A 22754-nucleotide genomic window follows, 5' to 3' on the forward strand; every position below is an offset into this window, starting at 1 on the left:
CCACCCCCTCAGCAGGAGGCTAGACCATGAACGCTCTCCCCAATACCGCCATTGCCGCAAGCGCCGCTTCGGCGTGGCATGGCTGCATCTTCAATGGCGACTGGGTGCCCGGCAACGGCGGCACCGTGCAGATCATCGAACCGGCCACCGGCACGCTGCTGCACGAAGTCGGCAAGGCCGACCTGGCCGATGTCGCCGCTGCCGTGGCGCTGGCCAAGAAAGCGCAGCGTGCCTGGGCAGCCACTGCGCCGCGTGAGCGCGCTGCGGTGTTTCACCGTGCCGCGCAGCTGATGGAAGCGCGCAGTGCCGAAGCGGCGCTGCTGATCGCGCGCGAAACCGGCGGCATCCTGCCCAAGGCCCAGCGCGAAGTGAACGAATCGGTGGTGATCTACCAGCAGTCTGCGGCGCTGCCGCTGCAGGCGGTCGGCCAGGTGCTACCGACGGGCGCCGGTCAGCTCAGCCTGGCGCGGCATCTGCCGCTGGGGGTGATCGCAGTGATTTCCCCGTTCAATTTCCCGTTGATCCTGTCGCTGCGCTCGGTCGCCCCGGCGCTGGCGATGGGCAATGCAGTGGTGCTCAAGCCCGACCCGCGCACGCCGTATACCGGTGGCGTGATCATCGCGCAGGTGCTGGAAGAAGCGGGCCTGCCGAAGGGACTGCTGCATGTACTGCATGGCGATGCCGCCATCGGGCAGGCGCTGGTCGAATCGCCGGATATCCCGATGATTGCCTTCACCGGTTCCACCGCGGCCGGGCGGCGCATCGGCGAGATCGCTGGCCGGCATTTGAAGAAGGTGTCGCTGGAGTTGGGCGGCAACAATGCAGTGATCGTGCTCGACGACGCGGATCTGGACAAGGCCGCCTCTGCAGTGGCATTCGGCGCCTACATGCATCAGGGACAGATTTGCATGGCCACCGGCCGCGTGCTGGTCCAGCGCGGGATCGCCGATGCATTCACGCAGCGGCTGGCCGAAAAAGCCAGGCATCTGCCGGTCGGCGACCCAGTCAGCGGCACCGTGGCACTGGGCCCGATCATCGACCAGCGCCAGCTGCAGCGGGTGATCGATATCGTGGACGACAGCGTCGCCGCCGGTGCGGTGGTGGAGGCCGGCGCCAGCAACCAAGGCCTGTTCTATGCACCGACGGTGCTGTCCAACGTGCGTCCGGGCATGCGTGCATTTGACGAAGAAGTCTTTGGCCCGGTGATCAACATCACCGTGTTCGATACCGACGACGAAGCCGCAGAACTTGCCAACCATGGCGAGTATGGTCTGGCTGCGGGCATCCTGTCGGCGTCGGTGTCGCGCGCGATGCGCCTGGGCGACAAGCTGCACACCGGCCTGCTGCACATCAACGATCAGACCGTGGCCGATGAAGTCATCAATCCCTTCGGCGGGACCGGCGCGTCGGGCAACGGCACCAGTGTCGGCGGACCGGCCGATTGGGAGCAGTACACCCACTGGCAATGGCTGACCATCAAGAACGAAGTGCCGCAGTACCCGTTCTGACCGGCCGGTGCAACTGACCCGGGGGGGCGGGGCTGCAGGCGAGCCGTGGATCAGCCGCTCTGGGGTTGATCTAGCCGCGATGTCCAAGCGCACTGCTCTTAACCTTGCGCACCGACCATCTCAACTGGTCCTTGCCCGCTCACCGTCGCTGGACCTTACGCGGCATGGATGCCGCGTAAGAGCCTACAGGGACGTACTTGCGGCGTGTCCTGCGATGGTGGGCGGGCAAGGGCCCTACAACAAAGCCGCAGATCAACCGCTCTACGATTGAGCTATCGCAAGGGCTCTGCAGCCAAGCTCCAGACCAGCCACTCCTACTCGCCAGCGCGGAATTGCGTCGGCGAGCAGCCGGCATGGCGTGCGAAGTAGCGGCTGAAGTATGCAGCGTCGAAAAATCCAAGGCTGGCGGCGATCTGCTGCACGCTCAGACTGGTGTAGCGCAGGCTGCGGCGTGCTTCGAGCATGATCCGGCGCTGCAGTAACTGCAGTGCCGAGGCGCCGGCCAGTCGCTGGCACAACGCGTTGAGATGGCCCGGAGTCAGACCCAACTGCTCGGCATAGCGGGAGATCGGCCAGTGCGCGCGATAGTGCTGGTCAATCAGGGCCTGATAACCACGCAGATGGCGCAATGCGGGGTCGGCGTACGGGCTCACCGCAGCCGCATCCTGCGCGTGCTCCAGCGCCGTGCGGGCGGTCCAGATCAACAGCTGCGCTGCGGCGGCATGCAATGCGGCCTCATGGCCGATGCGTCGGTATGCGTGATCGCCGGCAATACTGGCGAACAGCACGTCGAGCAATCCGCGTGCGCGGCTTGCGTGCAGGACCTGCGGGACGGTCAGTGCGCGCTGCAACAGCGGCGCTGCACTCAAGGCAATACGTACCAAGGGCATGCATACGGTGATGATGTGGCCGCGCACCTGTGGATCGAATTTGAAGCCATGCACGCATAGCGGTGGCAGCCAGATCACGCTTGCGCCACGCACGCGCTGGCTGCGTCCATCCAGCTGCAGCGTCGCCGGCCCGCGTTGCACGTACAGCAGTTGCGCCAGGTCTTCGTGCCGGTGCGGGGCGATGCGCCAGTCATGCAGCCGGCTGCGTGCGGCAATCGACTCCCAGTGCAACAGCTCCGGCGTGTCGGCATGCTGCTCGCCATACAGGCCGAAGGCGGGAACCGCAGTAGCGGCGGCAGTGGCGTGCGCGCGTGTGGGCATCGTCGAAAAGTCCAAGCACTGCACGCAATCATCCCTTCAAAGCATGTGCTTGGCTACCCACACTGGCCTGCATCCGTCGGCTGAGGCAGGAGCATTGCATGCGAACCCAGATCGCGATCATCGGCGCCGGCCCCTCCGGCCTGTTGCTAGGCGAGCTGTTGCTGCGGGCAGGTATCGATACCGTGGTGATCGAGCGGCAGACCCCGGAGCATGTGCTGGGGCGTATCCGTGCCGGCGTGCTGGAACAGGGCAGCGTGGCGCTGCTGCAGCGGGCAGGCGTTGGCGCACGCGTGCAACGCGAAGGCTTGCCGCATCACGGCTTCGAACTGTCGCTGGATGGCCGGCGGGAGCGTATCGATCTGCTGCGCGGCTGCGGACGCAGCGTGACCGTCTACGGCCAGACCGAGGTCACTGCCGATCTGATGCAGGCCCGTGCGCGCAGCGCTGCGCCAACGTATTACAGCGCGCAGGACGTGACGCTGTGCGGAGTGGACAGCGACGCGCCTGCGGTGGAATTCACCCACGATGGCCAGCGCCTGCGTATCGACTGCGACTATATCGTCGGCTGCGACGGCTTCCATGGCATCAGCCGCGCCAGCATCCCGCCGGAGCGACTGCGCCTGTTCGAGCGGGTGTACCCGTTCGGGTGGCTTGGTGTGCTTGCCGACACCTCGCCGGTCCACGATGAGTTGATCTACGCGCAGCACCCACGCGGCTTTGCCTTGTGTTCGATGCGCTCGCCGACGCGCTCGCGCTATTACGTGCAGGTACCGGCCGATGCGCGGGTAGAGGCATGGAGCGATCAGGCGTTCTGGGATGAGTTGCGTGCGCGCCTGCCAGCCAGCTTGTCTGCGCAACTGCTCACCGGGCCATCGATCGAAAAGAGCATTGCGCCGTTGCGTAGCTTCGTCGCCGAACCCATGCAGTACGGGCGCCTGTTCCTGGCCGGCGATGCGGCGCATATCGTGCCGCCCACCGGCGCCAAGGGCCTGAATCTGGCGCTGGCCGATGTCGGCTTGCTGGCGCAGTTGTTCGAGCGCTGGAACGCGCGTGGCGATACCACGGTGCTGCAACAGTATTCGGCGCTGGCATTGCAGCGGGTGTGGAAGGCCGAACGGTTTTCATGGTGGATGACCACCTTGCTGCATACCTTCGACGACCAGGACGCATTCACCGCACGCATTCATGCCGCAGAGCTGGATTATCTGCTGGGCAGCGAGGCCGGGCGCGCCACACTGGCCGAAAACTATGCGGGGTTGCCGTTGGTGGAGCTGCCGGATTGAGCGTAGCGATGGCCGCCGTCGAGATGCCTCGTACGCGCGCGAGAAAACGACTGCGGTGGTTATCTTCTGATTACCACCAATACCCCAGGTGCCCTGGTGCACTCCAGGGCGGCTAGCGGGCGAGCGGACGCGGCCGTTAGGCTGGCGGCGACGCGTGGAAAACCCTGTATGCCAAGGCGCGTCGTCCCCCAATCAACGGTGCACCGTGTTGGTATCCCAGCCGGCACGGCGCCCGTCTCCACATAAGGAGTCTTCCATGAATAAGCTGTTCTCACGCGCCTTGCTGCTGGTCATGCTGGTGGCGCCGGTGGCTGCGTTCGCTCAGACCGCAGTGACGGAAAATCCCAACCACCAGAAGATGCTGCTCGGCTCCACCTGGTATGAAACCGCCAACAAGCGGCTGGTCTACGATTTCTGGCGCATCGTGTTCGAAGCCGGCCAGGTGCAGTATGCGCCGATGTACATGGACAAGAACTACATCCAACACAACCCGAATGTGGCCAATGGCCGCGATGCGTTCATTGCCTTCCTGACTGCCTTCGTGAAGCCGACGCCGGTGCAGCCGCGCGTGCAACTGCCGCTGGTGGCCATCACTGCCGACGGCGATCTGGTCACGCTGGTGTCGGTGCGCACCTTGCCCAATCCGAACAAACCGGGCACTACCTACACCACCACCTGGTTCGACATGTTCCGCATCGAAAAAGGCCTGATCAAGGAGCATTGGGATCCGGACACCATTGCCGGCCGCGCCAATAGCGGCGGCCAGTAATCGCTGCTGCATTGCAGGGCTGCAGCGTGCAGCCCTGCAATGCGTGATCCATGCAGCTCGTCAGCGACCATGCAAGTGGTTGACGGAAACGACAACGCCCGCCTGACGGCGGGCGTTGTCTTTTGAGCGCAGCGGTCAGCTGATGCGGAAGCCCATCGTCGCTTCCACCGCCTGCTGCCAGCCGGCATAGAGTTGTTCGCGCTTGTCGTCGGCCATGGTCGGCTCGAAGCGGCGATCCACCGCCCACTGCTTGGCGATCTCTTCGCGGCTGCTCCAGAACCCGGTCGCCAGACCGGCCAGATAGGCGGCGCCAAGCGCGGTGGTTTCGGCCACTTCCGGGCGCAGGACCGGCACGTTGAGCATGTCGCTCTGGAACTGCGCCATGAAGTCATTGGCGATCGCGCCACCGTCGGCGCGCAGTTCCTTCAGCTCGATACCCGAATCGGCCTGCATCGCAGTCAACACGTCGCGGGTCTGGTAGGCCATCGATTCCACCGCCGCACGCACGAAATGTTCCTTGGTGGTGCCGCGGGTCAGCCCGAACACCGCACCGCGGATATCGCTGCGCCAATACGGCGCGCCCAGGCCGACGAAGGCCGGCACCAGATAGACCCCGTCGTTGTCGCCGGCACGTTCGGCATAGGCCTGCGAGTCGCTGGCCTTGCCGAGCATGCGCAGGCCGTCGCGCAGCCACTGCACGACCGAGCCGGCGACGAAGATCGAACCTTCCAGCGCGTATTCGACCTTGCCGTCGATGCCCCAGGCGATCGTGGTCAACAGACCGGCCTTGGACGCAACCGCCTTGTCGCCGGTATTCATCAGCGCAAAGCAGCCGGTGCCATAGGTGTTCTTGGCCATGCCCGGCTCGAAGCAGGCCTGGCCGAACAGCGCCGCCTGCTGGTCGCCGGCGATCCCGGCGATCGGCACCTGCTCGCCGTAGAAATACTGGGTCTGGGTCATGCCGTAGATTTCGCTGGACGAGCGCACCTCCGGCAGCATTTCCTTCGGCACGTCGAGCATGGCCAACAGCTCGGCGTCCCACTCCAGCGTGTGGATGTTGTACATCAGCGTGCGCGAGGCATTGGTGTAGTCGGTGACATGCACCTTGCCGCCGGTGAGATTCCAGATCAGCCAGCTGTCGATGGTGCCGAAGGCCAGCTCGCCGTTACGCGCGCGCTCGCGGGCGCCGTCGACGTGGTCGAGGATCCATTTGACCTTGGTGCCGGAAAAATACGCATCGATCAGCAGGCCGGTCTTGTCGCGCACCATCTGCTCGTGCCCGGCCTCCTTGAGCTGCGTGCAGATGTCCTTGGTCTGCCGCGATTGCCAGACGATGGCGTTGTAGATCGGCTGGCCGGTGGCCTTGTCCCACACCACCGCGGTCTCGCGCTGGTTGGTGATGCCGATACCGGCGATCGAGCGCGCATCGATCTGCGCGTTGTTGAGCAGCTCGGTGATCGTGGTGTAGACGCTGGTCATGATCTCGCGCGGGTTGTGTTCCACCCAGCCCGGCTGCGGAAAGATCTGGCCGAACTCGCGCTGCGCCACGCCGGCCACCTTGCCGTTGCGATCGAACAACATCGCCCGTGAACTGGTGGTGCCTTGATCGATCGCAAGGACGTATTGCTTTTCCATCGGAGATTCCTCGAACAATGCCGGCGCTGGCGCACGGCGAGAAAGTGGGCAGTGCACGCCGCTGCGCGAAAGGCCGATAAAACCCAGCCTGTCTGGCGGCGGCGCTGTGCTGTCAGTCGTGCAGCAGGGCGATCAGCGCGGATCGAGCGGTTTGCCGCCCTGCAGATGGCGCACGCGTGCCGGCAGGAACGGCAGGATCAGCCACTGGTAGGCGAGCGCGCCGATCGGGCCGCCGATCAACGGGCCGACAATGGGGATCCACCAGTAATTGTCCTTGGCCGGCAACGCGGCCTCGCCCCAACCGGCAAGGTAGGCGAACAGGCGCGGGCCGAAGTCGCGCGCCGGATTCATCGCCCAGGCTTCCAGATAGCCCATCGACGCGCCCAGCGTCGCCACCAGCAGGCCGATCATCAGCGCGCCGGAGTTTGCGGTCGGCGCGGCTTCGTTGAATTGTTCGGTGATGGCGAAGATGCCGAAGATCAGGAACGCGGTGATGATGATCTGGTCAACCAGCGCATGCATCGGCGTGACCGCAAGGCCGGGTGCGGTAAAGAACACCCCGGCGGCGCCACCGGCTTCGCGGGTGAGTTGCTGCACCTGGTTGTAGTGGTCGATGACCGGGCCGTACAACTGGTAGACGATGGCCGCGCCCAGGAACGCACCAATCACCTGCGCGCCCCAGTACGGCAGCACTTTCTTCCAGGAGAAACCACGGAACAGCGCCAGCGCCAGCGTCACCGCCGGGTTGGCATGCGTGCCGGACACCGAGCCGGTGACATAGATCGCCAGCGTCACCGCCAGGCCCCAGGCGATGCACACGCCCCAGTAGGCGTTCTGGTACGGGCTGGGGTCGTAGAGGACGTACATCGCCGCGACCGAATCGCCGAGCGCGATGATGATGAACATCGCCACCGCCTCGGAAATCAACTCACCCACGAGTTGGCGGCTCATGCGCGCGTCCTCGCGCCGATGGCGATGACGCAGGCAGGGTGGTGCGATGCGCGCATTAGCGCGCAGGGGTCTTCGGTGATGCTCATCAGGGTGCCCTCCACGTGACTCAGGATGATGCCGGCGAATGCGCCAGGATACGTTGCCTCGCGACCCGTCCTCGCCGGCAACGTGGTTCGATCAGGCCGGCACGCCGTCCGCCTGCCGGACCGAGTGTGTCTGCAGATACGCCTCCAGACGTGCGCGCCCGGCCGCGTCGATGTGAAGGCCGAGTTTGCTGCGGCGCCACAGGATGTCGTCTGCGGTAACGGCCCATTCGTGGGCACGCAGGTAGTCCACCTCGGCCTGGTACAGATCGGCGCCGAAGTGCGTGCCCAGGGCGGCGATGTCCTGCGCCTGGCCCAGCAGCTGCTCCGCACAGGTGCCGTAGTTACGTACCAGCCGCTGCGCGGTCGGCGCCGGCAGCCACGGGTATGCGTTGCGCACGCGCTCGAGCAGGCTGGCAATATCGCGTTGTTCGCCGCCGGGCAATGCATCGCCGCGCGCGGTCCATGCCGGCTTGCGGGCACCCAGCGCCTGGGTGAGGCGGTCGACCGCTTCTTCGGCCAGCTTGCGATAGGTGGTGAGCTTGCCGCCGAACACGTTGAGCAATGGTGCGCCGTCGGTAAGCACTTCCAGCTGGTAATCGCGGGTGACTTCGGCAGCGTTGTCCTCGGCGTCGTCCAGCAGCGGACGCACGCCGCTATAGCTCCACACCACATCGCTGGGAGCGATCTGCTGCTGGAAATACAGGTTCACCGCATCGCACAGGTACTGCACTTCGGCCGCATCGATGCTGGGCGCGGCGGGGTCGGCCTGGTAATCCACGTCGGTGGTGCCGATCAGGGTGAAGTCGTGCTCGTACGGGATGGCGAATACGATGCGCCGATCCGGTTGCTGGAAGATGTACGCGTGGTCGTGGTCGAACAACTTGGGCACCACGATGTGGCTGCCCTTGACCAGGCGCAGTGCGTGCTTGTGCGGCACTGCGGCGACCTTGTCCAGGAACGACACCGCCCACGGCCCGGCCGCATTGGCCAGCGCACGCGCCTGCACGGTGCGGCGGCGGCCGTCGCGGTCTTCCAGCTCGGCGTACCAGAAGCCTGCATCGCGCCAGGCACCGACGCAGCGTGTGCGGGTGCGGATCTGTGCGCCACGCCTGGCGGCGTCCATCGCATTAAGCACCACCAGCCGCGCATCCTGCACCCACGCATCGGAGTACACGAAGCCGGTGCGCAGCGATTCCTGCAGCGGCTGGCCCACCGGGTGCGTGCGCAGCGACAGCCGGCGCGAGCGCGGCAGGCTGCGCTTGCTGCCGCCGAGATGGTCGTACAGGAACAGACCGGCGCGGATCATCCAGGCCGGGCGCAGGTGCGGTTGATGCGGCAGCAGGAAGCGCAGCGGCCAGATGATGTGCGGAGCCAGCCGCAGCAACACCTCGCGCTCGGCCAGCGCCTTGCCGACCAGCGCGAACTCGTACTGCTCCAGGTAGCGCAGGCCACCGTGAATGAGCTTGGTGCTGGCGCTGCTGGTATGCGCGGCCAGATCGTCCTGTTCGCACAGGCACACCGACAGGCCACGCCCGGCCGCATCGCGGGCAATGCCGACCCCGTTGATGCCGCCGCCTATCACCAGAAGATCGTATGTCTCGCCCATCGGTGTCTCCGTCCGGGTACGCCAGTGGCGAACCCAAGTTGTCATGTTCGAACATATTCGAACATCAAACCTTCTCGGGACGTGAAGAGCCGTCAGGCCTTGGAACTAAGGGAATAACGAGCGATTAGGTCTATTGAAGTCGGGACTTCGATAGCCAGGACGGATCATTAGGGCGATTAAATCGGCACGCCGTACCGCAAACGCACAAAAACGAACAATTCGCTCAGCCGGCGTCGCCAGGCTCAGCCAAGTGCACGCGGGTGCCGGCCTCGGCCAGCACGGCGGCCAGTTCCTGCGGCGGCGGCCGGTCGGTGAACCAGTCATGCACCTGGGCGATCGCGCCCAGTCGCACCATGGCGTTGCGGCCGAACTTGCTGTGGTCGGCGGCCAGCAGCACCTGCCGCGAGTGCTCGATGATGGCCTGGGCCACGCGCACTTCCTGGTAGTCGAAGTCCAGCAAGGTGCCGTCCAGATCGATGCCGGAAATGCCGATCACCCCGAAGTCCACCTTGAACTGCCGGATCAGCTCCACCGTCGCCTCGCCGGTCACGCCCTGGTCGCGCCCGCGCACCACGCCACCGGCCACAATCACCTCGAAGCTGGGGTTGGCACTGAGCATCACCGCCACGTTGAGGTTGTTGGTGATCACGCGCAGGCCGCGGTGCTGCAGCAAGGCGCGCGCGACCTCTTCGTTGGTGGTGCCCAGGTTGATGAACAACGAGGCATCGTCGGGAATGAAGCGGGCGACCTGCGCGGCGATGTGCTGTTTCTCGCGCGCCTGCAGCGCCTTGCGTGCGGTGTAGGCCAGGTTTTCCACGCTCGAGGGCATGCTGACGCCACCATGATAGCGGCGCAGCACGCCGGCATCGCACAGCAGGGTCAGATCGCGACGGATGGTCTGCGGCGTCACCTCGAAGCGCGTCGCCAGCCCTTCCACCTCGGCAAAGCCCTGCTGCCGCACCAATGCCACCAATTGTTCCTGGCGCGGGTTGAGTGCCGGCGCCGGGACCGTCCTGTAGTGAGTCGACTCCATGCGCAGATGATCGCGCATGCGCGTGAGGATGCAAACACGCGCTGCGCGAGCCCCAGCGTGTCGATGGCTGCGCTCAGCCCAGCTCGCCGCGGTAGCCGGTATCGATGCTGATGCTGCCGCCCACCGCGCGCGAGACGCAGGCGCACAGCTTGCGGTTCTCGCGGCGCTGTTCGTCGCTGAAGAACACATCGCGGTGATCGATATCGGCCGCGCTGTCCAGCACCTCGACCGCGCACAGCCCGCATTCGCCGCGCCGGCATTCGGCGATCAGCTCGACCCCGGCGTCGGCCAGCGCATCCAGCATCGATTCGTTCTCGGCCACCGGCACTTCCAGGCCGAGCCCGGGCAGCTTGACCACGAATGCCTGCGCCGGCACCCGCCCGCTGTTGCCGAAGGTTTCGAAGTGCAGCCGCGCGCGCGGACGCCCGGCGGCATGCCAGTGCTGGCGCACCGCCTCGAGCATGCCGAGCGGGCCGCACACGTACACCTCGGCATTGGGCGACAGCCGCGCCAGCTCGGCGGCAAGATCCGCCGGGCCAGCGCCGTCGTCGCATTGCAGCTGCAGGCGCTCGCCCAGCAGCGCTTCCAGTTCGTCGACATAGGCCATCGCACGGCGCGTGCGCCCGGCATACAGCAGGCGGAACGCGCGGTGCCGGCGCGCCAGCCGCTGCGCCATACCGATGATCGGGGTGATGCCGATCCCACCGGCGATCAGCAGGATCTCCTCGCCGCCCTCGTCCAGCGCGAAGTTGTTGCTGGGCGGGGATATCTCCACCACATCGCCGGGCTGCAGCGTCCACATGTGCCGCGAGCCGCCGCGGCTGTCGGGCATCTGCCGTACCGCGATCTGGTAGTGGCCATCGGCACGCGGCTCGCCCACCAGCGAGTACGAGCGCACGTCGGCGCGGCCATGCAGCTGCACGCGAAAATCCAGATGGCTGCCGACCTCGAAGCCACGCGCGGCGGTGCCCGGATCGAGCACGATTTCGCGCACGCCCTCGCAGGCGTCGGCAATGCTGACCACATGGGCGCGGTGCCACTGGGTGTCTTTACGCATGGGGAACTCCAGGCAGAGGGGTGGGCCGGCTGCTGCCGGCAGTGGCGGGATGGGCGCGGCCGATCAATGCGCCGCCGCGCACCTGAGTGATCGCCGCCGGGGTCTGCAGCACGTGGCGCAGATTGCGATGGGCCAGCCGGGCGTGTTCGCGCATCAGCGCTTCAGCGCGCGCGCCCTGGCGGTCTTCGATGGCGGCCAGGACTTCGCGGTGCTGGTCCTGCGCCAGGGTCAGGATCAGCCGCGCCTCGGCGCTGGTGGTCTGCGCCATGACCAGGCTGTTGGGCGAGGCGAACGGCAGCTGCAGCACGCGGGTGAGCTCGCGGCCCAGCACATCGCTGCCGGCCATGGCCACCAGCAACGCGTGGAATTGCGCATTGGCCTGCACGTACGCGCTGAAGTCGATGGCGTGCAACGGCGAGCCGACGATGCGGTCGAGCGTATCCAGCAACTGGCGTGCCTGGGCCAGCGCCGCGGCCGATGCCCCGCGCTCGGCCGCCATGCGCGCGGCCAGGCCTTCGAGCGTACCGCGCAGTTCGATCGCATCGTGCACGTCGCGTTCGCTGAAGGCCTGCACTGCATAGCCGCCGCCGGGCAGTGCGCTGGCCAGACCTTCTTCGCACAGCCGCTGCAACGCGGCGCGCACGGGGGTGCGCGACATGCCCAGCCGCTGCACCACCGCCAGCTCGGACAGGCGCGTTCCAGCCGGCAGGGTGCCGTCGAGGATCAGTTCGCGTAGCGACAGCAGTGCGCGCGTGGTCTGCGCCGCACTGCTGCGAAACGGGGTGGCGGGTGACATGGAAACCTCCGATGCGGTGCTCAGCCCACCATGCGCAGCGACAGTTCCTGCGCGCGCTGCTCCTGGGCGATCAGCCGATCGATCACGCGGCGCGCCCACATCCCGCCGGCATCGACGTTGAGGTTGTAGAAGGTGTGATCCGGATGCGCGTCGATGGCGCGTTGCTGCGCTTCCAGCACCGCCTCGTCCTCGCCGAACACGCCGGTGACGCCTGCACGGGTCAGCGTGGTCAGCGATTGGTCGTGCAGCGCGTAGTTGCGCATGAACGCCCAGAAGTAGTGACAGGTGGTGTCGGTTTCCGGCGTGATCGTATTGAGCACGTATCCGTTGACGCCCTGGCTGCGGTCGCCCTCCGGCGCACCGGTGCCGGCGATGGCCACGCCGACGTCGATGGCAATGGTGCCGGGCGCTTCGAAGCGGATGATCTGCCAGCGGTCGACCTTGCCGCGGTAATCCAGATGGCGCGCGATCTGGCTGGCCCAGAACGGCGGCGCGTCGATGTTGCGCATCCAGCGCGACACCACCACCGAGCGGTCGCCATGCATCACCTCGAACGGCGCTTCGGCGATCTCGTCCTGGCCGATGCTGGAGCCGTGCACGAAGGTCTCGTGGGTCAGGTCCATCAGGTTGTCCAGCACCAGCCGGTAGTCGCACTTGGCGTAGATGGTGCGGCCATCGCCGGCCCAGGCCGGATCGTGCGCCCAGTGCAGATCGGGAATCAGGCGGGTGTCGGCCTGTGCCGGATCGCCCGGCCAGATCCACACGTAGCGATGCTTTTCGGCCACCGGAAAACTGCGCACGCACGCGGAGGGATTGATGGTCTCCTGCGAGGGCATGTGCACGCAGCGGCCCTGGCTGTTGTAGACCAGCCCGTGGTAACCGCACACCACATCGTCGCCGCGCAGCTTGCCCATCGACAGCGGCACCAGGCGATGCCAGCACGCATCTTCGAGCGCGATCACCGCCCCGGCAGTGGTGCGATAGACCACCACATCCAGGTTGCAGACCTTGCGCGGGGTCAGCGCATGCTTGATCTCGTGGTCCCAGGCGACGGCGTACCACGCATTGAGGGGAAACAGCTGCTTGGACTGGGACATGACCGTGGCTCCTGGGGTTTGTATACAACCTGGGGTGCGGATCGGCAGCGGTGCGCCGGCTGGCGACCAGTTGACGCGCATGCCGGCGCTGGCGTCTGCTTGCAAGCGAAGTTATGTATACACCGGAGACAATGTTGGGGCGTCGGTTGCTCGCCGAAATTGTGCGATTATCGAATTGATGCACCGATAATCGCATTGACCGGGCCGTGCAGCTGCGCCTAACGTGACCACACGCTCGCTGCGCAGGACCGAAGCAATGGCCCAGATCGTCCCCCTTTCAGAAGCGGTGTCCCAGCTGATCGCCGATGGCGACTGCGTGGCGATGGAAGGCTTCACCCATCTGATTCCGCATGCGGCTGGCCACGAGGTGATCCGCCAGCGCAAGCGCGAACTGCACCTGGTGCGCATGACCCCGGACCTGATCTACGACCAGCTGATCGGCGCCGGTTGTGCATCGGCATTGCGGTTCTCGTGGGGCGGCAATCCCGGCGTCGGCTCGCTGCACCGGCTGCGCGATGCGGTCGAACATGCGTGGCCGCAGCCGCTGCAGATTCGCGAACATAGCCATGCCGACATGGCCAACGCGTACGTGGCCGGTGCCTCTGGCCTGCCGTTCGCGGTGCTGCGCGGTTATGTCGGCTCGGACCTGCCGCGCGTCAACGACAGCATCAAGTTCCTGCAATGCCCGTACACCGGCGAGACGCTGGCCACCACGCCGGCGGTCAAGCCCGATGTCACCGTCATCCATGCGCAGCAGGCCGACCGCCGCGGCAACGTGCTGTTATGGGGCATCCTGGGTGTGCAGAAGGAAGCCGCGCTGGCGGCGCGCAAGGTGATCGTGACGGTGGAAGAGATCGTCGACACGCTGGATGCGCCGCCCAACGCCTGCATCCTGCCGCGCTGGGTGGTCGATGCGGTCTGCCACGTGCCCGGCGGTGCAGCGCCGTCGTACGCGCACGGCTATTACGCCCGCGACAACCGCTTCTACCTGGCCTGGGATGCGATCGCGCGCGACCGTGCACGCTTCCAGGCGTGGATCCAGACGCACATTCTCGACACCGAGGATTTCGCTGCGTTTCAGCGCGTGTACGCGCAATCGCTGCTGCAGGTGGCCGCATGAGCGACTACAGCACCAACGAGATGATGACCGTGGCGGCGTCGCGTCGCCTGCCCGATGGCGCGGTGTGCTTTGTCGGCATCGGCCTGCCATCCACCGCCGCCAACCTGGCGCGGCTGACGCATGCGCCGGATGTCACCCTGATCTACGAATCCGGCCCGATCGGCGCGCGCCCGGAGGTGCTGCCGTTGTCGATCGGCGACGGCGAGCTGGCCGAAACCGCCGACACCGTGGTCTCCACGCCAGAAATCTTCCGCTACTGGCTGCAGGGCGGGCGCGTGGACGTGGGCTTCCTGGGCGCGGCGCAGATCGATCGCCATGCCAACCTCAACACCACGGTGATCGGCCCGTACGGCGCGCCCAAGACGCGGCTGCCCGGCGCGGGCGGTGCGCCGGAGATCGCGGCCAGCGCCAAACAGGTGTTCATCATCATTCGCCAATCCAGACGCAGCTTCGTGCCGGCGCTGGACTTCATCACCACGGTCGGGCATCTGGACGGTGGCGATGCGCGGCAGCGTGCCGGCCTGCCCGGCGCCGGCCCCACCGTGGTGGTCACCGACCTGTGCGTGATGGAGCCCGATCCCGTGACCCGTGAACTCACCGTCACCGCGCTGCATCCCGGCAGCACCCGTGAGCAGGTGAGCGCGGCCACCGGCTGGCCGATCCGCTTCGCTGCCGATCTGGCGCAGACCACCCCACCCAGTGCTGCGGAACTGCAGGCGCTGCGCGCGCTGCAGGCACGCACCGACGCAGCGCATGGCAAGCAGGCAGCCGGAGCCGAGGCATGAGCGAGGTCTATCTGATCGATGGCATCCGCACGCCGATCGGCCGCTACGGCGGCGCCCTGGCCGGCGTGCGCGCCGACGACCTGGGCGCGATACCGATTGCCGCGTTGATGGCACGCAATCCGCAACTGGAGCCGGCGCTGATCGACGACGTGTACCTGGGCTGCGCAAATCAGGCCGGCGAGGACAATCGCAATGTCGCGCGCATGAGTCTGTTGCTGGCGGGGCTGCCCAGTTCGGTACCGGGCAGCACGCTTAATCGCCTGTGCGGTTCCGGGCTGGATGCGGTCGGCACGGTGGCGCGCGGCATCCGTGCCGGCGAGCTGGGACTGGCGATCGCCGGCGGGGTCGAATCGATGACCCGCGCGCCCTGGGTCATGGGCAAGGCCGAGAGCGCGTTCGCGCGCACGCAACAGCTGGAAGACACCACAATGGGCTGGCGGTTCATCAATCCGCGCCTGCAGGGCGCCTATGGCGTGGAGCTGATGGGCGAGACCGCGGAGAACGTGGCACAGCGCCATGCCATCGCGCGCGATGACCAAGACGCGTTTGCGCTGCGCAGCCAGCAACGCGCCGCCGCCGCACAGGCCGCCGGTTTCTTCGATGCAGAGATCACCCCGGTGCCGGTGCCCGCACGCAAAGGGGGCGAGGCAAGCGCGGTCGATCGCGACGAGCATCCGCGCCCGAACACCACCGCCGAGATGCTGGCCAAGCTCAAGCCGGTGTTCCGCCAGCCCGGCACGGTGACGGCCGGCAATGCGGCCGGTCTCAACGATGGCGCTGCCGCCCTGTTGCTGGCGTCTGCGCAGGCCGTGCACGCGCATGGACTGACCCCGCGGGCACGCGTGCTCGGCTTCGCCTCGGCGGGTGTGGAGCCGGCCTACATGGGCATCGGCCCGGTACCGGCCACGCAGCGCCTGCTGGCGCGCCTGGGCCTGCGCATCGAGCAGTTCGACGCGATCGAACTCAATGAAGCCTTCGCCGCGCAGGTGCTGGCCTGCACGCGCGCGTTCGGCCTGGCCGACGATGCCGCGCACGTCAACGCCAATGGCGGCGCCATCGCGCTGGGTCATCCGCTGGGCATGAGCGGTGCGCGGCTGGCGCTGACCTTGTTGCGGCAACTGGAGGCGGGCAACGGGCGGCTTGGGCTGGCCAGCATGTGCATCGGGGTCGGGCAGGGCGTGGCGCTGGCGATCGAGCGCGTCTAGTGCGCCGATTGCAACCGCCGCTGCCGTGACCGCACACCCCACGTTTTGATCCTGCCGTAGCGCAACCGATGGAGATCCCGCATGCGCGACCCCAGCTCTGACACGTCGATCGATCCGCTGCTCGGCTATCGCCGGCCGCGGATCGGCACGCAGCCGGCCTACCTGCATCTGCCCTACGCATCCACCGCATTGCGCGGCCCCACGCGCGCGCCGATCGATATCCCGGCCACGCTGTCGGAAGTCACCGGGCCGCAATTGAATCGGCTCACCCTGGGCGCGCATGCCGCCGACCTCACTGCCGGCTTTGCGGGCGAGCCGTTGGGCGAGCGCATCATCGTGTCCGGCCGCGTGCTCGACGAAAACGGCAAGCCGGTGTGCAACAGCGTGGTCGAGGTGTGGCAATGCAATGCCGCCGGCCGCTATCAACATGCCGGCGACCGGCATGACGCACCGCTGGATCCCAACTTCCGCGGCACCGGCCAGGTGCTCACCGACGACCACGGCCGCTACGCGTTCAAGACCATCAAGCCGGGCGCGTATCCGTGGCGCAATCACTACAACGCCTGGCGGCCGGCGCATATCCATTTTTCGCTGCATGGCGATGGCATCGGGCAACGGCTGATCACCCAGATGTACTTCCCCGGCGACCCGCTGCTGGCGCACGACCCGATCTACAACTGCGTGGACGATGCGCAGGCGCGCGAACGCATGGTGTCCAGCTTCGACTGGGAAAACGCGGTGAGCGAATACGCGCTGGCCTACCGCTTCGACATCGTGTTGCGCGGCCGCAAGCAAACGGTCTGGGAGTGAATCGATGAGCCTGCACACCACCCCGTCGCAGACCGTTGGCCCGTATTACCGGCTCGGGCTGGAGCCGCTGTATCGCGCGCAACTCGCGCCTGCGCAGGCCGCGGGCACGCACGTGCAGGTCAGCGGTTGCGTGTTCGATGGCGCCGGCAATCCGGTGGCCGACGCAGTGCTGGAGCTGTGGCAGGCCGATGCGGCCGGCATCTATGCGCATGCCGCCGATGCGCGCTGCCAGGCGCACGATCCCGGCTTCGATGGCTGGGGCCGCGTGCCGACCGACGCGCAGGGGCGTTTTTCCTTCAGCACCGTCAAGCCGGGCCAGGTCGCCGGGCCGGATGGCAAGCTGCAGGCAGCGCATCTGACCGTGCTGGTCTTCATGCGCGGGCTGTTGCGCGGCGTGTCGACGCGGCTGTACTTCGCCGACGATCCGCAGTTGGGCAGCGACCCCATCCTGGCCCTGGTGCCGGCCGAGCGCCGTAGCACGCTGCTGGCGCACTCGCGCGGTGGCAGCGATTACGTGTGGGACATCCATATGCAGGGCGATGCGGAAACGGTGTTCTTCAACTATTGATCGCGCCGTCGGTGCGCAGGTTGCCATGCAGGGTTGTCTCCGTGCGATCAGCACCCCTGCATCTGCGTGCAGGTGCGGCGCACCGGTCGCCGCGCGCCGGGCAGGCAGGTGCCAGCGCGCGCTGCCCTCGGTGATCCACCGCGATCGCGCGGCAGCTGCGTGCAATGCCGTGATCCCGCCGCGACACGCGCCTTGTCCAAACGTGCAGCACGCATGACTTGCACCGACCACCACGCGTGCACACCACCCAGCACCGCGCACACCAGTTGGCACTCTTGCGCATCGGTGCCATGCTGCCGGCACGCCACCAGAGGCCATGCATGACTGCGACGTCTTCCCTGTTGGGATCCCTGTTTGGCGAGCCTGCCTGCGACGCGTTGTTCGATGACACGGCGCGGGTGCAGGCAATGCTGCACTTCGAATCCGCGCTCGCTCGCGCGCAGGCGCAATGCGGCGTGATTCCCGCCGAGGCCGCGCAGGCCATTGCGGGCGCATGCGACGTGCAGCATTACGATCTGGCCGCGCTGGCCCAGGCCACCGCACTTGCCGGCAACCCCGCCATTCCCCTGGTCAAGGCGCTGACCGCGCGCGTGGCCGCCCACGATGCGCAGGCCGCGCGCTGGGTGCACTGGGGCGCCACCAGCCAGGACGTCATCGACACCGGCACGGTACTGCAGCTGCGCGCCGCGCTCGACCTGCTGCTGCCGCGCCTGCAGGGCCTGTGCGCCGAGCTGGCTGCGCTGGCCGCGCGCGAACGCAACACCGGCCTGCCCGGACGTACCTTGCTGCAGCAGGCGGTGCCGGTCACGTTCGGGCTCAAGGTCGCCGCCTGGCTGGATGCGCTGCAGCGCGCGCACCAGCGCCTGCAGGCCTTGCAGCACGATGGCCTGGTGCTGCAGTTCGGGGGCGCGGCCGGCACGCTGGCGTCGTTGCAGGAGCGCGGTCTGGATGTCGCCCAGGCGCTGGCAACCACGCTGGCGCTGCCGCTGCCCGCGATGCCGTGGCATACCGCACGCGATCGCCTCGTCGAGGTCGGCTGTGCGTTCGGCCTGCTGGCCGGCACGCTGGGCAAGATCGGCGGCGACGTGGTGCTGCTGATGCAGTCGGAGGTCGGCGAAGCGTTCGAGCCGGCCGCAGCCGGCAAGGGCGGCTCCTCGGCGATGCCGCACAAGCGCAATCCGGTCTCCAGCGTCGCCGCGGTTGCTGCTGCCACCCGCGTGCCCGGCCTGGTGGCGACCTTGTTCAGCGCGATGGCGCAGCCGCATGAGCGCGCCGCCGGGCAATGGCATGCCGAATGGGAGACCTTGCCGCAGATCGTGTGCCTGACCGCCGGCAGCCTGGCGCAGATGCAAGGCTGCCTGACCGACCTGCAACTGGACCGCGAGGCCATGCGCGCGCACCTGCACAGCCATGGCGGAGCGTTGTACGCCGAGGCAGCGGTGTTTGCGTTGGCACCACGGCTCGGCAAGCCACAGGCGCATGCGCTGGTCGAACAGGCGGTGGCACGCGCCCAGGCGCAGCAGCGCCATCTGCGCGAGGTGCTCGGCGACGACGCGCAGGTGAGCGCGGTACTCACGCAGGCGCAACTGCAGGCGGTGTTCGATGTGGACAGCTGGCGCGGCATGTCCTCGGTCTGGATCGATCGCGTGCTGGCTGCTTCTTCATCCCGCTGACGGTGCTCCGATGGCTTATCTCCAGTTGCCCACGCATCGCCTGCACTACCGCCTCGACGGCACCGAAGGCCGCCCCTGGCTGACCTTCTGCAATTCGCTGGGCACCGACCTGCACATGTGGGACGTGCAGATCGCCGCGTTTGCGCCGCATTACCGCATCCTGCGCTACGACCGCCGCGGCCATGGCGATTCGGACACGCCGCCCGGCCCGTATCGGGTTGCCGACCTGGGCCAGGACGTGCTGGCGCTGTGGGATGCGTTGCAGATCGCGCAGAGCGACTTCTGCGGCCTGTCGATCGGCGGACTCACCGGGCAATGGCTGGGCCTGCATGCACCGCAGCGCCTGCGCCGGCTGGTGGTGTGCGCCACCGCGCAGAAGATCGGCAGCAGCGAGAGCTGGAACGCGCGCATCGAGCAGGTGCGCAGCGAAGGCCTGCCGGGGCTGGTCGATGCCACCTTGCAGCGCTGGTTCACGCCACCTTTTGCGATCAGCCATGCGCAGCGCCTGGACATGATCGTGGCCGCCTTCGTGTCGACATCGCCGCAGGGCTACATCGCCTGCTGCCAGGCGGTGGCCGACGCCGATTTTCGCGGCGCGCTGGACACGCTGGAGCTGCCACTGCTCGCACTGGCCGGCGACGACGACCCGGTCTGTCCGCCGGCCGATCTGCGCGAGATCGCCTACGCCGCCCCGCGCGGCCACTACGCACAGGTGCCCGGCCGGCATATCTGCAACCTGGAGTCGCCGGCCGCGTTCAACCACAGCGTGCTGGGCTTTCTGCAGGCCGACCACGTGTGACCCTCCACCCGGCCAGGCAGCTGCCGGACGCGTGGAGCCGTCACCCCGATCCGGCACGCACGACGCCCGGCATCCCCGCTCATGCGTTGCATCTGCGCCCAGCTGACCACGGCCAGCTGCCTGTCGCCGGCGACGTCAATCGCAACCAATGCACCTGATATCCCAGCGCTTGCCCTGCGATCGCCGCCAGCACTCCGATTCCCCCATTCCCCATTCCCACGCAGGAGAAATTCCAATGCACGAAGACGAGCGTTACCAGACAGGCTTGCGCGAGCGCCGACGCGTCCTGGGCGATGCGCATGTCGAGCGCTCGCTGGCTGCACGCACCGAGTTCACCGACGAGTTCCAAACGCTGATCACCCGCTACGCCTGGGGCACCATCTGGACCCGCGATGGCCTGCCCGCGCACACCCGCTCGCTGCTGACCCTGGCGATGATGGTGGCGTTGGGCCACGACGAGGAGTTCAAGCTGCACGTGCGCGCCGCGCGCAACAACGGCGTCACGCCCGAGCAGATCAAGGAAGTCCTGCTGCAGGCCGCGGTCTATTGCGGCGTGCCTGCCGCCAACCATGCCTTTGCGCTGGCCAAGCCCATCCTCGAGGAGCAGGCCGACGAAGAAGAGCCGGTGCGCGAAGGCTGACGGCCACGGCGACGCGTGAGTGCAGCAGGCATGCTGCATTTGCGCGGCATGCGGCGGGCAATGCGACCAGTTAGGGTGGCTGTGCCCCTGGCCTGCACTCAGGGCACGCCGGGCAGGGGTGGCGATCCAGCGCGCGCACCGCGTTGCACCCTGGCCGTCCTACATCCACCTCCGTCGGTGATGACATCACCCATCGACGACGGGATGATGCATGTGCCGCAACGGACCACCGCTTCCGTTCGCACAGGACATTCCCCATGAGGTTGCCGATGCTGATGCGTACCATGTGTTTGCTTTTGCTGCTGCTCACCGCATCCGGACTGCACGCACGACCGCATCCCGGGCCCGGAACCGAGCTGGCGCAGGTGCGCGCCGACGATGGCCAGACGCTGGCGGTGTGGTCGCGGGTCCCGGCGCAGCCGCGCGGCACGATCCTGCTGGTGCATGGGCGCACCTGGAGTGCGTTGCCCAATTTCGATCTGCAGGTTCCCGACGAGCCGCGCGATGCGCGCTCGGTGCTGGCGGCATTGGCGCAGGCCGGCTATGCCGCCTACGCGGTCGATCTGCGCGGCTATGGCGGCAGTGCGCGCGATCGCAGCGGCTGGAACACGCCCGCGCGCGCCGTGGCCGATGTCGATGCGGTGCTGAGCTGGATTGCCCACCAGCACCCGCAGCTGCCGCCGCCGGCGCTGCTCGGTTATTCCAATGGCGCGCGGGTGGCGCTGCTGATCGCCCAGCAACATCCGCAGGCAGTGTCGGCGCTGGTGCTGTACGGCTTCCCCGACGATGTCGACGCAGCGCCCGACACCACCCCGGCGCCGGCGCAGCCATTGCGTGCGCGCACCACAGCTGCGGCGGCCGGCGAGGACTTCATCACCGCCAACGCCGCACCGCCTAGCATGCGTGCGGCCTATGTGGCGCAGGCGGTATCGGCCGACCCGGTGCGCACCGACTGGCGCGCGATGGAGCAGTTCGCCTTCCAGCCCGAGCAGGTGACCACGTTGCCGGTCTTGCTGCTGCGTGGCGTCGACGATCCCATCGCGACCCAGGCGGACAACGCGCACCTGTACGCACGTCTGCGCAGCGAAGACCGCAGCTGGGTCACGCTGCCGCACGCCGATCACGTGGCGCATGTCGAGGACACCCATGCCGCCTGGGTGGATGCGGTGGTGAGCTTCCTGCGCCGGCCGCGCTGAGCGCGCCCGCCGGCGACTAACTCAACAACGCACCCAGCCGCTGCGCCGCCTGCTTCAACGGCTCCAGCAGCGTCTGCATCGTCTGCAGGCTCACGCGCCCGGCCTGGGCGCCGATGTTGAGCGCGGCGATCACCTCGCCGCGCAGGTTGCGCACAGGCACCGCGATCGAGCGCAGGCCGATTTCCAGTTCCTGGTCGGTCAGGCACATGCCTTCGCGGCGCGTGCGTGCCAGCACTTCCAGCAGTGCAGAAGCCTGGGTCACGGTGCGGTCGGTACGCGGGCGCAGCGTGGTGCGCTCCAGGTACGCCTGCAAGGTGTCGCCGGGCAGGGTGGCCAACAGGACGCGGCCCATCGAGGTGCAGTAGGCCGGCAGGCGTGTGCCCGGGCGCAGCCCGATCGACATGATGCGCACCGTCTCGGCGCGCGCCACGTACAGCAGGTCGTCGCCGTCCAGCACGCCCAGCGAGCAGGATTCGTGCAACTGGTCGCGCAGCCCGTCCAGCACCGGCTGCGCCGCCGCGGTCATCGACGAGGACGCTGCATACGCACCGCCGATCCCCAGCACGCGCGGCAGCAGCACGTAGCCGCGGCCTTGCTCGCCGACATAGCCCAGCCTGGCCAGGGTATGCAGCACCCGCCGCACCGCCGCACGCGAGATGCCGGTTTCCAGGCTGATCTGCGACATCGTCACCTCGCGCGCGTGCTGGGCGAACACGCTCAGCACCACCAGCCCGCGGCCCAGCGAGGTCATGAAGTCCGGGTCGCCCTGGGCGGCGGCGATCTGCTGCATCAACTCATGCGGCAGGCCGCGTTCGCTCCCGGCGGTGGCCACGGTGGTGGTGGGTTTGCGGCGGCTGGAGGCGGGCTCGGGCATCGGATCGCAGCGTGGACGGGTCCGTGCATGGTAAGCGCTCACGCCGATACAT

The 22754-nt window shown here is 67.5% G+C and carries 21 protein-coding genes; 12 read left to right on the top strand and 9 right to left on the bottom strand.

Annotated features, from left to right (window positions below):
* Positions 1–26 precede the first annotated feature (26 nt).
* Entirely contained in the window at positions 27–1508 is a 1482-nt protein-coding gene (locus tag AC1PLA_RS02020) for a benzaldehyde dehydrogenase (protein ID WP_481105475.1), read from the top strand.
* 314 nt (positions 1509–1822) lie between these two features.
* Here the strand turns inward: AC1PLA_RS02020 and AC1PLA_RS02025 are convergent, their stop codons facing one another.
* Positions 1823–2719 (bottom strand): helix-turn-helix domain-containing protein, encoded by an 897-nt coding sequence (locus AC1PLA_RS02025; RefSeq protein ID WP_481105476.1) that lies wholly within the window; start codon positions 2717–2719, stop codon positions 1823–1825.
* A 98-nt stretch (positions 2720–2817) separates the two neighbouring features.
* Here AC1PLA_RS02025 and pobA point away from each other — a divergent pair, with 98 nt between their 5' ends.
* Together pobA and AC1PLA_RS02035 are read left to right on the top strand one after the other, a co-directional pair.
* Positions 2818–4002, top strand: a complete 1185-nt coding sequence (pobA, locus tag AC1PLA_RS02030) for a 4-hydroxybenzoate 3-monooxygenase (protein ID WP_481105477.1) — start codon at positions 2818–2820, stop codon at positions 4000–4002.
* Positions 4003–4258: 256 nt separating this feature from the next.
* Complete coding sequence (locus AC1PLA_RS02035) at positions 4259–4771, top strand: nuclear transport factor 2 family protein (protein ID WP_016903479.1); 513 nt, start codon at positions 4259–4261, stop codon at positions 4769–4771.
* Between the two features lie 135 nt (positions 4772–4906).
* On the opposite strand, the gene glpK is transcribed toward AC1PLA_RS02035, so the two are convergent.
* The 7 genes from glpK to AC1PLA_RS02070 all read right to left on the bottom strand — a co-directional run bounded on the left by glpK (position 4907) and on the right by AC1PLA_RS02070 (position 13032).
* Positions 4907–6406, bottom strand: coding sequence for a glycerol kinase GlpK (gene glpK, locus AC1PLA_RS02040; RefSeq protein WP_039517354.1), 1500 nt, complete (start codon positions 6404–6406; stop codon positions 4907–4909).
* Between the two features lie 132 nt (positions 6407–6538).
* On the bottom strand, positions 6539–7357 hold the full coding sequence (locus AC1PLA_RS02045) for an MIP/aquaporin family protein (RefSeq protein ID WP_016904933.1): 819 nt from the start codon (positions 7355–7357) through the stop codon (positions 6539–6541).
* A gap of 177 nt (positions 7358–7534) precedes the next feature.
* A complete protein-coding gene (gene glpD, locus AC1PLA_RS02050; RefSeq protein WP_211921804.1) occupies positions 7535–9049 on the bottom strand; it encodes a glycerol-3-phosphate dehydrogenase in 1515 nt (504 codons plus the stop codon).
* 223 nt (positions 9050–9272) lie between these two features.
* On the bottom strand, positions 9273–10100 hold the full coding sequence (locus tag AC1PLA_RS02055; RefSeq protein ID WP_016904930.1) for a DeoR/GlpR family DNA-binding transcription regulator: 828 nt from the start codon (positions 10098–10100) through the stop codon (positions 9273–9275).
* Between the two features lie 55 nt (positions 10101–10155).
* The gene (locus tag AC1PLA_RS02060; RefSeq protein WP_065047047.1) at positions 10156–11139 is read right to left on the bottom strand and encodes a PDR/VanB family oxidoreductase; all 984 of its coding nucleotides are present in this window, start codon (positions 11137–11139) and stop codon (positions 10156–10158) included.
* Complete coding sequence (locus AC1PLA_RS02065; protein WP_016904720.1) at positions 11132–11935, bottom strand: GntR family transcriptional regulator; 804 nt, start codon at positions 11933–11935, stop codon at positions 11132–11134. Before AC1PLA_RS02065 ends, AC1PLA_RS02060 begins: the two co-directional genes overlap by 8 nt.
* 20 nt (positions 11936–11955) lie before the next feature.
* Positions 11956–13032 (bottom strand): aromatic ring-hydroxylating dioxygenase subunit alpha, encoded by a 1077-nt coding sequence (locus tag AC1PLA_RS02070; protein WP_016904721.1) that lies wholly within the window; start codon positions 13030–13032, stop codon positions 11956–11958.
* A gap of 256 nt (positions 13033–13288) precedes the next feature.
* Between AC1PLA_RS02070 and AC1PLA_RS02075 the strand changes: the two genes are divergently transcribed.
* From AC1PLA_RS02075 to AC1PLA_RS02115, 9 genes are all read left to right on the top strand, one after another.
* Positions 13289–14152 carry a CoA transferase subunit A gene (locus tag AC1PLA_RS02075; RefSeq protein ID WP_481105478.1) on the top strand — a complete coding sequence of 288 codons (864 nt, stop codon included), beginning with the start codon at positions 13289–13291 and terminating at the stop codon, positions 14150–14152.
* Complete coding sequence (locus tag AC1PLA_RS02080) at positions 14149–14937, top strand: CoA-transferase subunit beta (RefSeq protein WP_481105479.1); 789 nt, start codon at positions 14149–14151, stop codon at positions 14935–14937. Before AC1PLA_RS02075 ends, AC1PLA_RS02080 begins: the two co-directional genes overlap by 4 nt.
* Positions 14934–16142 (top strand): 3-oxoadipyl-CoA thiolase, encoded by a 1209-nt coding sequence (pcaF, locus tag AC1PLA_RS02085; RefSeq protein ID WP_104571482.1) that lies wholly within the window; start codon positions 14934–14936, stop codon positions 16140–16142. The genes AC1PLA_RS02080 and pcaF overlap by 4 nt, the downstream gene beginning before the upstream one ends.
* 81 nt (positions 16143–16223) lie before the next feature.
* On the top strand, positions 16224–16952 hold the full coding sequence (pcaH, locus tag AC1PLA_RS02090) for a protocatechuate 3,4-dioxygenase subunit beta (protein ID WP_102255492.1): 729 nt from the start codon (positions 16224–16226) through the stop codon (positions 16950–16952).
* A gap of 4 nt (positions 16953–16956) precedes the next feature.
* Positions 16957–17520 carry a protocatechuate 3,4-dioxygenase subunit alpha gene (gene pcaG, locus AC1PLA_RS02095; RefSeq protein ID WP_039517326.1) on the top strand — a complete coding sequence of 188 codons (564 nt, stop codon included), beginning with the start codon at positions 16957–16959 and terminating at the stop codon, positions 17518–17520.
* 320 nt (positions 17521–17840) lie between these two features.
* The gene (locus AC1PLA_RS02100) at positions 17841–19193 is read left to right on the top strand and encodes a 3-carboxy-cis,cis-muconate cycloisomerase (RefSeq protein ID WP_104571495.1); all 1353 of its coding nucleotides are present in this window, start codon (positions 17841–17843) and stop codon (positions 19191–19193) included.
* Positions 19194–19203: 10 nt separating this feature from the next.
* Positions 19204–19992 carry a 3-oxoadipate enol-lactonase gene (pcaD, locus tag AC1PLA_RS02105; RefSeq protein WP_047127901.1) on the top strand — a complete coding sequence of 263 codons (789 nt, stop codon included), beginning with the start codon at positions 19204–19206 and terminating at the stop codon, positions 19990–19992.
* Between the two features lie 235 nt (positions 19993–20227).
* Positions 20228–20632: a 4-carboxymuconolactone decarboxylase gene (gene pcaC, locus AC1PLA_RS02110; protein WP_104571480.1), complete on the top strand. Its 405-nt coding sequence runs from the start codon at positions 20228–20230 to the stop codon at positions 20630–20632.
* A 269-nt stretch (positions 20633–20901) separates the two neighbouring features.
* Positions 20902–21828, top strand: coding sequence for an alpha/beta hydrolase (locus AC1PLA_RS02115; RefSeq protein ID WP_481105480.1), 927 nt, complete (start codon positions 20902–20904; stop codon positions 21826–21828).
* A gap of 16 nt (positions 21829–21844) precedes the next feature.
* Here the strand turns inward: AC1PLA_RS02115 and AC1PLA_RS02120 are convergent, their stop codons facing one another.
* Positions 21845–22702 carry an IclR family transcriptional regulator domain-containing protein gene (locus AC1PLA_RS02120; RefSeq protein WP_104554533.1) on the bottom strand — a complete coding sequence of 286 codons (858 nt, stop codon included), beginning with the start codon at positions 22700–22702 and terminating at the stop codon, positions 21845–21847.
* Positions 22703–22754 lie beyond the last annotated feature (52 nt).

It is taken from the genome of Xanthomonas sp. NCPPB 1826, from assembly GCF_056725285.1.

Coding starts and splice junctions, on each gene's coding strand:
- pcaC (WP_104571480.1), top strand. CDS start 20,228: ATGCACGAAGACGAGCGTTACCAGACAGGCTTGCGCGAGCGCCGACGC.
- AC1PLA_RS02035 (WP_016903479.1), top strand. CDS start 4,259: ATGAATAAGCTGTTCTCACGCGCCTTGCTGCTGGTCATGCTGGTGGCG.
- AC1PLA_RS02045 (WP_016904933.1), bottom strand. CDS start 7,357: ATGAGCCGCCAACTCGTGGGTGAGTTGATTTCCGAGGCGGTGGCGATG.
- AC1PLA_RS02115 (WP_481105480.1), top strand. CDS start 20,902: ATGCTGATGCGTACCATGTGTTTGCTTTTGCTGCTGCTCACCGCATCC.
- AC1PLA_RS02080 (WP_481105479.1), top strand. CDS start 14,149: ATGAGCGACTACAGCACCAACGAGATGATGACCGTGGCGGCGTCGCGT.
- glpD (WP_211921804.1), bottom strand. CDS start 9,049: ATGGGCGAGACATACGATCTTCTGGTGATAGGCGGCGGCATCAACGGG.
- pcaD (WP_047127901.1), top strand. CDS start 19,204: ATGGCTTATCTCCAGTTGCCCACGCATCGCCTGCACTACCGCCTCGAC.
- AC1PLA_RS02020 (WP_481105475.1), top strand. CDS start 27: ATGAACGCTCTCCCCAATACCGCCATTGCCGCAAGCGCCGCTTCGGCG.
- AC1PLA_RS02055 (WP_016904930.1), bottom strand. CDS start 10,100: ATGCGCGATCATCTGCGCATGGAGTCGACTCACTACAGGACGGTCCCG.
- glpK (WP_039517354.1), bottom strand. CDS start 6,406: ATGGAAAAGCAATACGTCCTTGCGATCGATCAAGGCACCACCAGTTCA.
- pcaG (WP_039517326.1), top strand. CDS start 16,957: ATGAGCCTGCACACCACCCCGTCGCAGACCGTTGGCCCGTATTACCGG.
- AC1PLA_RS02065 (WP_016904720.1), bottom strand. CDS start 11,935: ATGTCACCCGCCACCCCGTTTCGCAGCAGTGCGGCGCAGACCACGCGC.
- pcaH (WP_102255492.1), top strand. CDS start 16,224: ATGCGCGACCCCAGCTCTGACACGTCGATCGATCCGCTGCTCGGCTAT.
- AC1PLA_RS02070 (WP_016904721.1), bottom strand. CDS start 13,032: ATGTCCCAGTCCAAGCAGCTGTTTCCCCTCAATGCGTGGTACGCCGTC.
- AC1PLA_RS02100 (WP_104571495.1), top strand. CDS start 17,841: ATGACTGCGACGTCTTCCCTGTTGGGATCCCTGTTTGGCGAGCCTGCC.
- pcaF (WP_104571482.1), top strand. CDS start 14,934: ATGAGCGAGGTCTATCTGATCGATGGCATCCGCACGCCGATCGGCCGC.
- AC1PLA_RS02075 (WP_481105478.1), top strand. CDS start 13,289: ATGGCCCAGATCGTCCCCCTTTCAGAAGCGGTGTCCCAGCTGATCGCC.
- pobA (WP_481105477.1), top strand. CDS start 2,818: ATGCGAACCCAGATCGCGATCATCGGCGCCGGCCCCTCCGGCCTGTTG.
- AC1PLA_RS02060 (WP_065047047.1), bottom strand. CDS start 11,139: ATGCGTAAAGACACCCAGTGGCACCGCGCCCATGTGGTCAGCATTGCC.
- AC1PLA_RS02025 (WP_481105476.1), bottom strand. CDS start 2,719: ATGCCCACACGCGCGCACGCCACTGCCGCCGCTACTGCGGTTCCCGCC.
- AC1PLA_RS02120 (WP_104554533.1), bottom strand. CDS start 22,702: ATGCCCGAGCCCGCCTCCAGCCGCCGCAAACCCACCACCACCGTGGCC.